This is a genomic window from Clostridioides sp. ES-S-0054-01, from assembly GCA_021561035.1.
In the GTDB taxonomy this organism is placed as follows: Bacteria; Bacillota; Clostridia; order Peptostreptococcales; family Peptostreptococcaceae; genus Clostridioides.
In genome coordinates this window covers 2,643,264-2,657,475 of sequence record CP067346.1, presented here as the reverse complement: position 1 = coordinate 2,657,475, position 14,212 = coordinate 2,643,264, and the positions used below count along the sequence as shown (strand labels likewise).

Genomic DNA, 14,212 nt, shown 5'->3' with positions numbered 1-14,212 from the left:
TTGTACAAATTTTATAAAGGGAGGCATTTGATGCTAGAAGGAAAAATTATAAAGGGGATTAGTGGATTTTATTATGTAGATACAGATAATGGCATTTATGAATGTAAGGCTAGAGGAATATTTAGAAAGCAGAAAATAACACCTCTAGTTGGCGATAGAGTCAAAATAAGTATTGTTGATGAAGATGGAAAAAAAGGTATCTTAGAAGAAATAGATAGTAGAGATACAGAACTTATAAGACCTCCTATAGCAAATGTAGATAAGGCATTAATAGTATTTGCAATAAAAAATCCTAAACCAAACTTATCTCTTTTAGATAGATTTATAGTTTTGGCAGAAAAAGAAAATTTAGAAACTGTAATAATCCTTACAAAAGCAGATTTAGATGATAATGATATATTAGAAACTGTTAAAAATATATATGAACTTAGTGGATATAAGGTAATACCTGTAAGCAATATTACTAAGTTAAATATAGATAAAGTAAAAGACGAACTAAAAGAAAATGTCGTAGTATTTGCAGGTCCATCTGGAGTTGGAAAATCAAGCTTGCTAAATGAAATAGATGAAAATTTTAAACTTCAAACAGGAGTGGTAAGTGATAAAATAAAAAGGGGAAAACACACTACTCGTCATGCTGAGCTTTTAAAATTGGAATTTGGTGGAATGGTTGCAGATACGCCAGGTTTTAGTTCACTTGCACTTGAAGATATAGAGGAAGTAGAACTTAAAGATTACTTTATAGAATTTGATAAATTTAATGATTGTAAGTTTGGTTCAAAATGTATTCATGAAAATGAACCTAATTGTGCTATAAAAGAAGCTGTCGCAAATGGAGAAATATCTAAAGAAAGATATGATAGTTATATACAGCTACTAAATGAAATAAGACAAAATAACAGTAGGAGGTATTAGAAACATGATTAAATTAGCACCATCAATATTATCAGCAGATTTTGCAAAATTATTAGAGGATATAAGAAAGGTAGAAAGTGCAGGATGTGAATATCTTCATATTGATGTAATGGATGGACACTTTGTACCAAACATTACATTAGGACCACTTGTAGTTAAAAGTTTAAAGAAAGAAAATATAAATATGGTATTTGATGCTCATCTTATGATAGAAAATCCAGACCAGTATATTGAAGAGTTTGTAAAAGCAGGATGTGACATAATAACTGTTCACCAGGAGGCTTGTGTTCATCTACATAGAACTATACAAAATATAAAATCACATGGAATAAAAGCAGGTGTAGTACTTAATCCAGCTACACCAATAGATACTATTAAACATATACTACCTGATTTAGATATGGTATTATTGATGTCTGTTAACCCTGGATTTGGAGGGCAATCATTTATACCTTGTGTTTTAGATAAGATTAAAGAGTTAAAAGCTATTATAGATAGTCAAGGGTTAAATATCGATATAGAAGTCGATGGCGGTATAAGCCCTAAAAATGTAGCTGAAGTTGTACAAGCAGGAGCTAATGTGATAGTAGCAGGTTCTGCAATATTTGGAAGTGATGACATTCAAGAAACAGTTAATTTATTTAGAAAGAATTCTTCCCTTGAAGAATTAGTTTAAGTTTAAGAATGAAAATCTGTATTGTCTTAAATGGTGAAATTGAAAATTATGAAGTTACAAAAGATATTATAATTAAAGAATGTTATGACTGCATAATATGTGCAGATGGAGGGGCAAATCACACTTATAAAATGGAAATAATGCCAGATTATATATTAGGAGATTTAGATTCAGTAGAAGAAGATAAGATAAACTTCTATAAAAATAAAGGTGTTAAATTTGAAAAATTTCCATCTAAGAAAGATGAGACTGATACAGAACTTTGTCTTTTTTTAGCTAAGACCCTTAAAGCAAATCATATTGATTTTTTTGGTGCCTTAGGTGGAAGGATTGACCATACTCTTGCAAATATAAAGCTATTATATTATTTAAAAGAAGATGGTATATATTCTAGGATACTTTCTGATAAAGAAGAGATGTATATAGTTGAAAATGAGGAAATTACATTGTATGGAAATTCAGGTGACACTATTTCTGTAATAGCTATAAAAGGTGACGCTAAAAGTGTAACACTTACTGGTTTAGAATACCCTCTAGACAACTATTATATGAAATACTCTATACCTATTGGAATATCAAATGTTATGTTGAGTAATTCTTGTAAGATTAAAGTAGAGCAAGGTTGTGTACTTGTAGTTAGAAATTTATAAAAGTTGATTTTGACAATTGATTTTATATTACAGAGCAGATACAATCAAGTAAAATATATTTATGATTGTATCTGCTTTTTAGTATATAATTATAGATAGATAATAAATTTTGACATAAGGGGGATTTTTTGTGGTAGATAGTATTATTTTTGATTTAGATGGAACGTTATGGGATTCAACTGAAGAAGTATGCAAGGTCTGGCAGGATGTTTTAAGTAAACATAAAGAAATCGATTTAAATGTCACAAAAGATTTATTTAGAAGTGTTATGGGGCTTTCTTTTGATGAAATAGCAAATCGTTTATTTCCAAATTTAAATGAAGAGGAAAGAATGAATTTATTGAATGAATGTTCTTTAAAAGAATGTGAATATTTATCTGAAAATGGGGCTAAATTGTTTGATGATATAGAAGATACTCTTAAGTTACTCTCTAAAAAGTATAAATTATTTATAGTAAGTAATTGTCAAGCTGGATATATAGAATCTTTTTTAAAAGCACATAAGCTAGAACAGTATTTTATAGACTTTGAATGTCCAGGAAATACTGGTTTACACAAAGGGGAAAATAATAAACTTATAATTGAAAGAAATAAATTAATAAACCCAATCTATGTTGGAGATACGCAAGGTGATGCAAATAGTGCTAAGTTTGTAGGTATACCTTTTATATATGCGAAATATGGATTTGGGAATGTGGATGTATATGATTATTTTATAGACTCATTTAAAGATTTATTAGAACATGATATATTAAAATAAGATGAGTTTAAAAATTATATTAAAATAAATAAAAAGCTATAGGGGGATTTAAAAATGGAATTACAAGATACTATTTTTAAAAGACAAAGTGTAAGAAAGTTTAAAAATAAAGATGTCTTAGATGAAGATATTTTAAAAATGATAAAAGCAGCAGGGGCAGCTCCATCAGGAAAGAATATTCAAAACTGGCATTTTGTAGTTATAAAACGCCGTGATTTGATGGAAAAGATAGCAGATGTGATAACTAAAAAACAAGAAGAAATACTTGTAGAAATGGATAAAGTTTCAGAAGAAAAGGCTAATAGATTTAGAAAATTTGTGCCAAACTTTACATTATTTTATTTAAAAGCTCCAGTTTTAGTATTAGTTTTTACAAAGGTATATAATCCATCAGGATATTATGAATTAGAGCTTATAGATGCATCTAAGGAGACTATAGATAAATTATTCATAAGAAATCCAGGTATGCAGAGTTTAGGTGCTGCAATTGAAAACTTTACACTATCAGCAATTGAACTTGGATATGGTTCTTGCTGGTTGACAAGTCAAAACTATGCAGCAGATGAGATAGAGGCTGTTTTAGAAGCAGAAACTGGATTTGAAAAGGGAGAGTATTTTTTAGGAGCAATGTTAGCTCTTGGAGTACCAGAGGATAACCTAAAGAGCCCATCTAAAAAACCAGTAGAAGAAATATGTACATTTATAAAATAAAAAGTAATAACATTCTAAAAACAAAATAAATTAAAAATAAATATCTTAAAAATTAAAAAGTAGATTTTATTGATATTAATATTATATTTCAAAGCATTGATTTAATTGATACAATAAGAGCTACTTTTTTTGTGCATATTAATTTTGAATATATTTAAATCTTTAGAAAATCTTTAGAAAAGTATATATAATATCTTAAGTTTTTAACTTTAATATTAAGTATATAAACAAAATGAAACAATACTAAACGTATACTAGAAGGAGGTCTTCAAAATGGGAATTAAGCACAAATAACTAAAATAAAAATATATAAATATATATAAAAATGGAAAAACTTCTATCATATTGTATAATCATAGATATAAAGAAAATTTACAAACTAATTGATATAAAGGAGATTAAAATGAATTCATATAATATTTTGGTGGTAGAAGATGAAAAGGAAATAGCAGATGCTATAGAAATATACTTATTAAATCAAGGATATAATGTTTTTAAGGGGTACAATGGACTGGAAGGTCTTAAGGTTATAGAAAAACAAGAAATACATTTAGCAATAGTTGATATAATGATGCCTAAAATGGATGGAATAACACTTACAATGAAGCTTAGAGAAAATCATAATTTCCCAGTAATAATGCTATCTGCAAAATCAGAAGAAGTTGATAAAATAATGGGGCTTAATATAGGAGCAGACGACTATGTAACAAAACCTTTTAAGCCATTAGAGTTATTGGCTAGAGTTAATTCACAACTTAGAAGATACACTAAGTATCTAAACCTGATTGGAAATAAAGAGCAAAATGTAGAAACTAACGATAGTATCTTTGCAATAGGTGGATTAGAATTAAATGAAAATACAAAAGAAGTTAGTATTGATGGAAAGTATATAAAAACAACTCCTATAGAATTTAAAATACTAAGCTTACTTATGAGAAATGCAGGAAGAGTTTTTTCTGCTGATGAAATATATGAAAGAGTTTGGAATGAAAATGCTGTGAATACAGATACAGTTATGGTACATGTTAGGAATATAAGGGAAAAAATAGAAATTGACCCAAAAAATCCTAAATATTTAAAGGTGGTGTGGGGTGTTGGATACAAAATTGAAAAAATTTAAAGATAAATATATAGTTACTATTATAGTTTTTATACTTATGTTATCAGCATCATTAGGTATGATTAGTCAATATTCTACCATACAAGCAGGTGCTAAGGGTGGAGCAAAAAACCCATTTGAACAAGAACGTTTTGTAGATAATATATATAAAGGAAGTTATGTTTTATATCATAATATGAAAGAAGAACAAGAAGGTAAGATGATACAACCATCAAAACTTTTTATAAGTGAAGAAACTATGAACTATATAAAAAATGTAAGTAAAGAAAAAGATTCTTATGGTGGTTCAGAGGTTTATTATACGGATGATAGTATTAATGCAGATTTTAATGAAAACTTTGAAAGCTGGGAGTCTTTCATTAAAGAGTCAGGAAAAAATTTAAAATATTATTTAGTTGATAAAGGAAGTAATTTTGAATTTTTTAATGATAATAAAGAATTAGGAGCACTTGATACAACAAAGAATGATGCCTCAAAAGAAAATTCTGATGGAAATCATTTAAAAAACACAGAAATAAATGATGAGGAAAGACAAAAAAAGATTACGGATATAAAAGAAAACTATAGATTCTATATTGTAATGAATTTTGATAAAGATGGAAAAGTAAATGTTGTGGATTCTTATGGAGTAAATCAAAAAGTTATTAATCAAATGTTGTTATCTAAAGCAAGAGAAGATTTAATGGATACGGATTTAGGTGGAAATTCGATTTCATATAAGTTATCTCCAATAAAAAACATGACACTAGTATATGCTGTACCTAAAGTAATAAGTAAAGGTGATAGTGGAGAGTATAGTTATGGAAGTATTTATAATAATGATAATATAAGTTCATATATAAATAACGTAGAAAATACTTCTTACTATAAAATTTCTGAAATGATTTTAAAAATTATATTAGCTATAGTTGTGATTGTATCTTTAGTATTCCCATATAGAAAATCTAAGGAGTTACTAGGATTTGATACATTATCAAGAATACCACTAGAGATACTTTTTATTGCTATTTCTATTGTACAGGGGATTGTAGATTTATATCCGACTGGTATAATAAGTGATACCTTGAATGGAAATTATGTGGAGTATCTAATAAACAATGACATAAGTGATAAGACGGCTAGTATATTGGTAAGTTTAATGAATTTAACTTATTGGTTTGTAATCTTCTCAATAATATTTGTATTTATAACACTTTTAAAACATATTTTAAATGTTGGAATAAGAGAGTATTTTATAAAGAATACTGTAACAGGAATGTTTTTTGTATGGTTTAAAAAAACAGGAAAAAAAGTTATTAATCATATTAGAACAATAGATTTAAAAGAAAAACCAAATAAAACTATAGTTATAATTCTGGGAATAAACTTATTAATTATAGTTATAATGTGTAGTATGTGGTTCTTCGGGATAATACTTGCATTAATTTACTCAATAGTTTTATTTAAAATACTATCAGATTACTCTAAAAAGACAGTCTGTGAATATAATCAACTTTTAGATGTTACAAAGAAAATTTCAGATGGAAATTTAGAAGTAAATATGGAAAAAGATTTAGGATTTTTTAATCCTATAAAAGATGAACTAGGAAATATTCAAACTGGATTTAAAAAAGCTGTTGATGAAGAAGTTAAGAGTCAAAAGATGAAAACGGAGCTTATATCGAATGTATCACATGACTTAAAAACACCTTTAACATCTATAATCACTTATATAGATTTATTAAAAGATGAAAGTATAACAGATGAAAATCGTAAGTTGTATATTGATACATTAGATAGAAAGTCACAAAGATTGCAGCATTTAATAGAAGACTTGTTCGAAGTAAGTAAGGCGAATAGTGGAGATGTTCATTTGAATATAGTAAATGTGGATATTGTATCTCTAATGAAACAGACCCTTTTAGAATTAGATGACAAACTTTCAGACTCATCTCTAATATTAAAAAATAATTTTTCTAGTGAAAAAATAATATTACCATTAGATAGTCAGCGTACATTTAGAGTATTTGAAAATCTTATAATAAATATAAGTAAGTATGCAATGCCAAATTCAAGAGTGTATATTGATATTTTAGAAACAGATAATGAAGTAATTATCATGCTTAAAAACATGTCTGCAACTGAGATTGATTTTAGCGTAAATGATATAATGGAGAGATTTGTAAGAGGAGATAAGTCGCGTAATACAGAAGGTTCTGGGCTTGGTCTAGCAATAGCAAAAAGTTTTGTAGAGTTACAGGATGGTAAGATGAATATAAGTGTGGATGGTGATTTATTTAAAGTTACAATTACTTTTAATAAAAAATAGACTAGACTTCTATAACAGGTTACAACTGTAAAATCTATAAAATAAAATTTTGTAAAAGTTGTCTTGAAATATAATGTTAATTTGTACAAATAAAAAGGTGAATCCTGATATACTGGGTTCACCTTTTTCAGTTTATAAAACATATTATGTATATCACTTTAATACTTTATTCATTAATCAATGAAGTTGCTAATATGGCACTTCCTATTAATCCTGCATCATCTCCTATTTCTGCTAACTTTATATTAACATTAACTGTTTCAAAAACCATTTTTTTAACTTGGGACACAATATCTTTTAAGTAAGTGCTATTATGTAGTATTATAGAGCCTCCAAGTACTATAACCTCTGGGTCTACTATTACTATAATATTGGCTATTGCTTTTGAGATATTTATTACCCAGTTATTTATAATTTCCTTGCAATATGGATTTTTTAATTGAGCTTGTTCAAAAACTTCCTTTGTAGAAATATGTTTGTTTAATTTTTCAGTGGCAATTCTAGATATATTAATTCCACTACATTGACCCTCAAGGGCTCCTTTATTTAGTCCAGAATGAGAGTAAGTATCTTCATTAATAATCATATTACACAACTCTGCTGCTACATTATTAAACCCATTTACAATTTCTCCTTTATATATATATCCACCTCCAATACCAGTTGATAGAGTAATATAATACACACTTTCTGAATCTTTTCCTGAACCCACTTTAGCTTCACCATATCCTGCTACATTAGCATCATTGTTAACAGCTACAGGAACACCAAACTCAGTTTCTATAAATTTCTTTATCTCAAAATTTTCCCAACCTAATAAATTAGGAGGGTTTAAAATTTTTCCTTGTCTTAAATCTAGTGGACCTGGACATCCTACACCTATAGATTTTATGTTGTATTTGCCCCATATTTTTTTTATATAATTACATAAGTCACCTATATTTTTGCATGGCCCTTCTGATACATTATTTTGTATTTTAATTTTATCTATCATACTATAGTTTTCATTCAATATAGCAGCTCTTATGTTGGTTCCACCTATATCAATACCTATATAATAATTCATAATTTTTCCTCCTATGTTTTGTGTAGTACTCATATTTTTCATAATATAAATTTTCGGATTTTATTGTATATATTATATCAATAACTATTAGTATTTTATATAATCTATAAAAAGGCTTATAAAGAATAAAATCCTATATAAGCCGTTTTATATTATTTAATTACGATTGTTTGTACTTTACAATGTGATAAAGAATTTATTTCTACAGTTTTTACATTTATTTCATACTGGTTAGCGTTATCATAGCTTTCATCCAGCATTGCACTATAAGCACTGGTAATATTCTTATTAATACTAAAACCTCCTTTAGTATATTTATTTTTCATACCATTGAAGATTCTAATTACAATTCCGTCTCCTTTTTCCTCTTTCTTTATTGCACTTACAGTAAAATTTGAATTATTTACATTTATTAAACTGTATTCATTTTCATATGTTTGTTCTTCATCTCTAAATGCAAATATAAGTCTACCATTTAAAAAATCAGCGTATTCATATATTTGTATAGGTGTTAAGAATCTCTTAGCTGTATTAGCTACATTTGCTTCATCAAATTTACTATTGTAGATGTAAAGACCAAAGTCAAAGTTTAACTCTTTAAGCAATTGTGCATCTGGTGTTGCTATTATCTTTTCTCCAGAAGCTCTTCCTGGTCTATAAAGTAAATTTTCTCTTCCCATATATCCAAATGACCTGAATAGTGTTAATGCGATTGTGTCTAGATTAGTACCGACTATTTGATATTCTCTTACACAATCAGTCATCAATGCTATACCTCTTTGTCCATCCTCTAGAGTAACAAAACTTTGCATTGGTTCAATCGTTATAGGTTTTTCTTGCCAAGATTGATTATCTCTTTCCCATAATGCAATATCTTTTTCTAATACTGTTGGTCTTTGTATTATTCCAAATTGTTGGTCTGCTATAGAAAACTTAGATGCTATTTCAGTATTAAATAAAACTCTTACTCTATGAGATAATGCTTGGTCATTTTTTATATTAACATTAAACTTAATTATTTGCTCTTTAGGCTCTAATGTAATTTTCATTGTTACTGGCATTTTCACAGAAACTTTACCTCTAGCCCTTTCTTTTAGTGAAGCTGGTATGGTTAACGAATACTTAAGTATCATTTCTTCTTGAACATCTGATTTTAGTACTTCTACTAAAGATACAGAATCTAAGGATGATACATAAATATCTTCTCTTGGTGGAGAATAGTTGTATGAATCTCCATCATCTCCATTGTCTTCAATTACAGCTTGGTTTTTATAAGTTTTATTAGATTCTTTGTCTAATATTTCTACGGAACCATTTTCATTAGCCGTTATTTTGTAATATTCGTTTTCTATTTCTTTGCAATTACTTGTTTTTACTTCACATTTATTCTTAGTATCCAACTCAAACACTAGTTGAGTATATCCCATTGGTGGTATATCTTTTATTGAAAGTGCAATTTTTGCTCTATATACAGTTTCTGGTATATATATTTTTTTACTTGGGTTTAATCTTATTGTTTGAGTTAATACGTAATCTGTAATATCTTCTTTTTCTTTTACTATATAATTAAGAGTTTCTCCGTTTTTATTCTTTATCACAAAATCTTGACCTGGGATATAAGTATCAAATTCAACAACTTCATTTCTAACTTCTGGTAATCCATTGAATACTGTTAATGTTATTTCTTCATTATTATTTTTGATTTGAGTACTTATAAGTCTCATATGCAAATCTAATAAATTTATACTTAAATCTCTAGCTTGTTTGTATCTTGTATATACATCTTCATTTGTCGTGTCACTATTACAAGAACCTATACTGTCATGAGCTGCATTTTCAAACATAAGCTTCCATATATCCTTTATAACTAGGTGAGGGTATTCATTTCCAAGTGAATAACTTAATGTTAATAATGGTTCAAGTACATTTGTAATATAGTTTTCTAACTTGTTATTCATTATCTTAAGGTCTGACCTTGAGGAGAATATTGATTTGTGTATTCTCATATGTTTAGCATTTACAAGCTCTCCTTTAAGCTCTGAAAATTCATTTCTTTCATTTCTTACTGAATCTATATAGTTTTCTATACTGCTTATTTCGTATTCATTTTCGTTATCTATTTCGTTAGCTTTTTTTAATATATCAGGAAGATTTTTTCTTATCGGTGCCTGGTCAAATCCATTTGGAAAATATACATTGTTAGTAGAGGCCTTACTTTTAAGTTTTCCAATTGTATATTCTAGATATTCTTTTAAATCTGAATCATCTTCTGGTATATTACCTCCATAGTAATAACCAAATGGTATTTGAACTGCTAATACTTTTGAACCATCTGAACCTTTCCATATAAATTCTGTCGTGTCTACCATATCATCAGAAACTCCACGCCAAAACAATGAACTATCTATTCCAAAGCCTTTATATATTTGTGGCATTTGAGCTGATTGCCCAAAAGAATCTGGTACATATCCAACCTTCATAGGTTCACCAAATTCATTGCATCTATCTATTCCATAGTAAAGGTTTCTAACTATAGATTCTCCTGATATAACTAATTGGTCTGTTTGAGTGTACCAAGGTCCTACAACTAATTTTTTTCTTTGAACTAAATCTCTTATTCTATCTTTATCCTGAGGTTTCCATTTTAAATAATCATCTAATAGAGAAGCTTGTGCATCCATAGTAAAGTATTTAAAGTCTTCTTTTTCTTCTAATGTGTCTAGTATATCTTGAAAATCTTTCATTAGATATATTTTTGACCTTGATGTTGTAAAATACCATTCTCTATCCCAATGACTGTGTGGAACTACATGTACTTTTGTCTTCTTCATAAAACCCTCCCAAAATTTAATTGAGAATTGAGGGTAATCTCAATTCTCAATTACTCAAAATTAAGTTTTTAATTTACATTATATCTAATTCTATTTCATCAAATTTTGCATCTTCAGTAGTGTCATCTTCCTTAAAGTCTACTAAAATTGTTGCTAATATTGCTATTACTAAAGCTCCGAATATTGCACCTACTAAGTAAGCCCATCCAGAACCTACTGATATAAATCCATATAACCCACCAACTGGAGGCATTATAGCGTGTACACCTAATAAAGCTGATAGTCCTACGCCCAAAGCACATCCTATCATATTAACAGGAACTAATTTTAATGGATTTGTTAAAGTGAAGGGAATTGCACCTTCTGTTATTCCAATTATACCCATAACTATATTACCTTTTCCTGTTTCAGCTAATGTCTTAGAGAATTTTGATTTTCTTATGAATGTAGCTAAACCATATCCTAATGGAGGTATAACTATTGCACAGTTTACTAATATAGCTGGTAGATAGATGCCTTCTAACATCAATGCATTTCCTGCCATCCAGGCTGCTTTATTTACTGGTCCACCTAAATCGAATCCTATCATTGCACCTAAAATTAAAGCTAATACTACCGAATTTGTTCCATTTTGACACATTTCAGCTACCCAAGCATTTAATGAAGTATTTATGTTTCCTAAAGGTCCTGCCAATATGACACTCATTAAAAAACCAGTTAAACCAACTGTTATAAGTGGCATTATTATAAGTGGCATCATTCCTGCTGCTGAACCAGATATTTTAATTTTTTCCTTTAAAAATTTGCAGATGTATCCAGCAAAGAAACCTGCTATTACTGCTCCTAAGAATCCTGCGTTAGTATTACTTGCTATGAGTCCACCAATGAAACCTGCACCCATAGCTGGTTTTTCACCTATTGAAAATGCTATAAACCCTGCTAATACAGTATTTAATAGACCTATACCAGTCCAACCTACCTGTTCCATCAAGTAAAGAATGTGATAAAAACCTGATACATTTTCATAAACATCTAAACTTGTTATTCCCATTGCTAGAGCTGTAAGCTTTGGTATAGCTACAACTAAAGATGAGCCTATTATAAGTGGTAATATATATGAAATTCCTGTCATCAAGTGACTTTTAAGTTCACTTAAAAGAGATTTATTTTTTTTACTCATTTTTAATTCCTCCTATATAAGTTTGTTATATTTTTTGATAATATGTTATAATTACATTAGACAATTTTATTTTTTTTTATTTTCTCATTCTATATTAGGGTGAGATTTTTTTATTAAGAGATAGCTTCTATACACTTTGTTAAGACGGCTTCTGGTTTTTTTAACGCAACGCCTATCTTAACTTTTAGTACTTTTTTACCATCAAATCTTTCCATTCCGGATATAGTTTGGTCAGATGCTATAAGCACAAAATCTGCACTTTGAGCTTCTTCTTTTGTTATAGCATTTACTTGTCCCATAGCACCTTGTTGTTCTACTTTGATTTCATGACCCATTTTTGATGCAGCTTGTTCTAAAGCTTTTGCTGCCATAGGTGTGTGTGCTAATCCTGCTATACATGATGTTACTGCTACTATTTTCATAATTATTCCTCCTTCATTTTATTAGTTATATATTTTACTAAATGATTTGCATCACTAGCATTTTTAACTTCACTTATAAAATCATCTTCCATTAAACATGTGGCTAATTTAGACAAAGTTTTTAAATGTATATTTCCTTCATTTTCATGTGGAGCTAATAAACTAAATATATATCTAACTTTGCTATCATCTAAAGTTTTCCATTCTAACTCATGAGTTGTTTTAATATAGAGTATAGAGGGTTCTTCTACATTTGCACTTTTTGTGTGAGGTATTGCAAATCCATCTCGTATTCCTGTTGGAAATTCATTTTCTCTTTTTAAAAGATCTTTTAGAAGAGCATCTTTATTAGTTGTAATGCCCAGTATATAAGCTCTATCTGCAATAAAATTTAGCACTTCTTCTTTGCTTTTTAGGTCTTTATCTATAAATATATTCTTTTCTTGTAGTATCATATATTTTTTCCACTCCATTTCTTACTGTCTTAACTTATATTTCTATTGTAATCGTTATCCCAATTAAATTAAATATAACTAATTTCCACTTCGACATGGAAATTTATATTATGATAATAACTAATTTCCACTTTAAACTGGAAATAAATTATTATCATACAATTTTATTAGATTAATTGTATTATAGGAATGAAAATAGTATAATTTAGAAGAAATTCTATAAGGGGGGATATTTATGCATAAGAGATTACTCGCTTTGTTTAAACTATTAAATGAAAGTGATGATAAAATTACTTGTAAAACTTTAAGTAATTATTTAAAAGTGAGTGAGAGAACTATAAGAACTGATATTACTTCTATAAATAAAACTTTAGAGAAAAATGGTGCTATTATTAAAATAAAAAAAGGGGAAGGGTATTATATAGAGATTCTTAATTTAGCATTATACCAACAGTATCTAGCATTAATATCTGATGATATTATGGATTCAAGTGAAATACCAGATTCTCCTATGGAAAGAAATCAATATATATTAAAATATATTCTTTATAACAATACATATATAAAACTAGAAGATTTAGCTAATAGCTTGTACGTAAGCAAGGTTACAATACTAAATGATATAAAAAGAATAAAGTCTATTCTGTCAAAGTATAATTTAATATTAGTTTCTAAGCCATATTATGGAGTGAAAGTTGAAGGGAAAGAAATAGATATTCGAAGATGTATTTCTAATAACATGATAAATAGGAATTTTGATTAAAAAATAGCTACGCACACTTGTGACTTTGGTCATGAGTTAGTAGCTAAAATAGTCAGCATATAGGGAAACTTATATGTAGAGATAGGATAGAACCTATCCAATACTACTTGAATTGCTAAAAACCCCTAAAGCTAATCAAACTAAAACATAAGGATGAAATAAACCTAAGTGTGAAAGTTACGAAAGTAGAAAAAATTGGTTAGATGGTATAAGGTTAAACCCTAAGTACTTTAAAATGGGCAATCAGCAGGTAAGCTCCGAATAGGAGAAACTTCAACGACTATTCCTCTTGAGGGAAGTACACTACAAGCTATTGGTAGTGGAAGTGGGTAGACCTTAACGGATAATGCCGAAG

12 protein-coding genes and 1 pseudogene are annotated in these 14,212 nt (G+C 28.3%); 8 read left to right on the top strand and 5 right to left on the bottom strand.

The window, feature by feature from the left end:
• Positions 1 to 30: 30 nt before the first annotated feature.
• The 7 genes from rsgA (at position 31) to JJC02_12465 (ending at position 7,140) form a co-directional block, all read left to right on the top strand.
• Positions 31 to 915, top strand: coding sequence for a ribosome small subunit-dependent GTPase A (gene rsgA / locus JJC02_12495; protein UDN53717.1), 885 nt, complete (start codon positions 31 to 33; stop codon positions 913 to 915).
• 4 nt (positions 916 to 919) lie between these two features.
• Entirely contained in the window at positions 920 to 1,591 is a 672-nt protein-coding gene (locus tag JJC02_12490) for a ribulose-phosphate 3-epimerase (protein UDN53716.1), read from the top strand.
• An 8-nt stretch (positions 1,592 to 1,599) separates the two neighbouring features.
• Positions 1,600 to 2,241 (top strand): thiamine diphosphokinase, encoded by a 642-nt coding sequence (locus JJC02_12485; protein UDN53715.1) that lies wholly within the window; start codon positions 1,600 to 1,602, stop codon positions 2,239 to 2,241.
• Positions 2,242 to 2,371: 130 nt separating this feature from the next.
• Positions 2,372 to 3,001, top strand: a complete 630-nt coding sequence (locus JJC02_12480; GenBank protein ID UDN53714.1) for an HAD family hydrolase — start codon at positions 2,372 to 2,374, stop codon at positions 2,999 to 3,001.
• A 54-nt stretch (positions 3,002 to 3,055) separates the two neighbouring features.
• Positions 3,056 to 3,712, top strand: a complete 657-nt coding sequence (locus JJC02_12475; GenBank protein ID UDN53713.1) for a nitroreductase family protein — start codon at positions 3,056 to 3,058, stop codon at positions 3,710 to 3,712.
• A gap of 403 nt (positions 3,713 to 4,115) precedes the next feature.
• Entirely contained in the window at positions 4,116 to 4,832 is a 717-nt protein-coding gene (locus JJC02_12470) for a response regulator transcription factor (GenBank protein UDN53712.1), read from the top strand.
• A complete protein-coding gene (locus JJC02_12465) occupies positions 4,807 to 7,140 on the top strand; it encodes a sensor histidine kinase (protein UDN56422.1) in 2,334 nt (777 codons plus the stop codon). The genes JJC02_12470 and JJC02_12465 overlap by 26 nt, the downstream gene beginning before the upstream one ends.
• 166 nt (positions 7,141 to 7,306) lie before the next feature.
• On the opposite strand, the gene JJC02_12460 is transcribed toward JJC02_12465, so the two are convergent.
• The 5 genes from JJC02_12460 to JJC02_12440 form a co-directional block, all read right to left on the bottom strand.
• Complete coding sequence (locus tag JJC02_12460; protein UDN53711.1) at positions 7,307 to 8,206, bottom strand: ROK family protein; 900 nt, start codon at positions 8,204 to 8,206, stop codon at positions 7,307 to 7,309.
• Between the two features lie 152 nt (positions 8,207 to 8,358).
• Entirely contained in the window at positions 8,359 to 11,037 is a 2,679-nt protein-coding gene (gene mngB, locus JJC02_12455) for a mannosylglycerate hydrolase (GenBank protein UDN53710.1), read from the bottom strand.
• A gap of 73 nt (positions 11,038 to 11,110) precedes the next feature.
• Positions 11,111 to 12,217, bottom strand: coding sequence for a PTS fructose transporter subunit IIC (locus tag JJC02_12450; protein ID UDN53709.1), 1,107 nt, complete (start codon positions 12,215 to 12,217; stop codon positions 11,111 to 11,113).
• A 113-nt stretch (positions 12,218 to 12,330) separates the two neighbouring features.
• Positions 12,331 to 12,639: a PTS fructose transporter subunit IIB gene (locus JJC02_12445; GenBank protein ID UDN53708.1), complete on the bottom strand. Its 309-nt coding sequence runs from the start codon at positions 12,637 to 12,639 to the stop codon at positions 12,331 to 12,333.
• Between the two features lie 2 nt (positions 12,640 to 12,641).
• Positions 12,642 to 13,094 (bottom strand): PTS sugar transporter subunit IIA, encoded by a 453-nt coding sequence (locus JJC02_12440; protein ID UDN53707.1) that lies wholly within the window; start codon positions 13,092 to 13,094, stop codon positions 12,642 to 12,644.
• Between the two features lie 235 nt (positions 13,095 to 13,329).
• Between JJC02_12440 and JJC02_12435 the strand changes: the two are divergent.
• A pseudogene (locus JJC02_12435) lies at positions 13,330 to 13,854 on the top strand (HTH domain-containing protein).
• The last annotated feature ends 358 nt before the right edge of the window (positions 13,855 to 14,212 follow it).

Bases quoted from the DNA above. Each gene is read 5' to 3' on its own strand.
- mngB (UDN53710.1), bottom strand. From the start codon at position 11,037: ATGAAGAAGACAAAAGTACATGTAGTTCCACACAGTCATTGGGATAGA.
- JJC02_12485 (UDN53715.1), top strand. From the start codon at position 1,600: ATGAAAATCTGTATTGTCTTAAATGGTGAAATTGAAAATTATGAAGTT.
- JJC02_12470 (UDN53712.1), top strand. From the start codon at position 4,116: ATGAATTCATATAATATTTTGGTGGTAGAAGATGAAAAGGAAATAGCA.
- JJC02_12460 (UDN53711.1), bottom strand. From the start codon at position 8,206: ATGAATTATTATATAGGTATTGATATAGGTGGAACCAACATAAGAGCT.
- JJC02_12440 (UDN53707.1), bottom strand. From the start codon at position 13,094: ATGATACTACAAGAAAAGAATATATTTATAGATAAAGACCTAAAAAGC.
- JJC02_12445 (UDN53708.1), bottom strand. From the start codon at position 12,639: ATGAAAATAGTAGCAGTAACATCATGTATAGCAGGATTAGCACACACA.
- rsgA (UDN53717.1), top strand. From the start codon at position 31: ATGCTAGAAGGAAAAATTATAAAGGGGATTAGTGGATTTTATTATGTA.
- JJC02_12490 (UDN53716.1), top strand. From the start codon at position 920: ATGATTAAATTAGCACCATCAATATTATCAGCAGATTTTGCAAAATTA.
- JJC02_12475 (UDN53713.1), top strand. From the start codon at position 3,056: ATGGAATTACAAGATACTATTTTTAAAAGACAAAGTGTAAGAAAGTTT.
- JJC02_12450 (UDN53709.1), bottom strand. From the start codon at position 12,217: ATGAGTAAAAAAAATAAATCTCTTTTAAGTGAACTTAAAAGTCACTTG.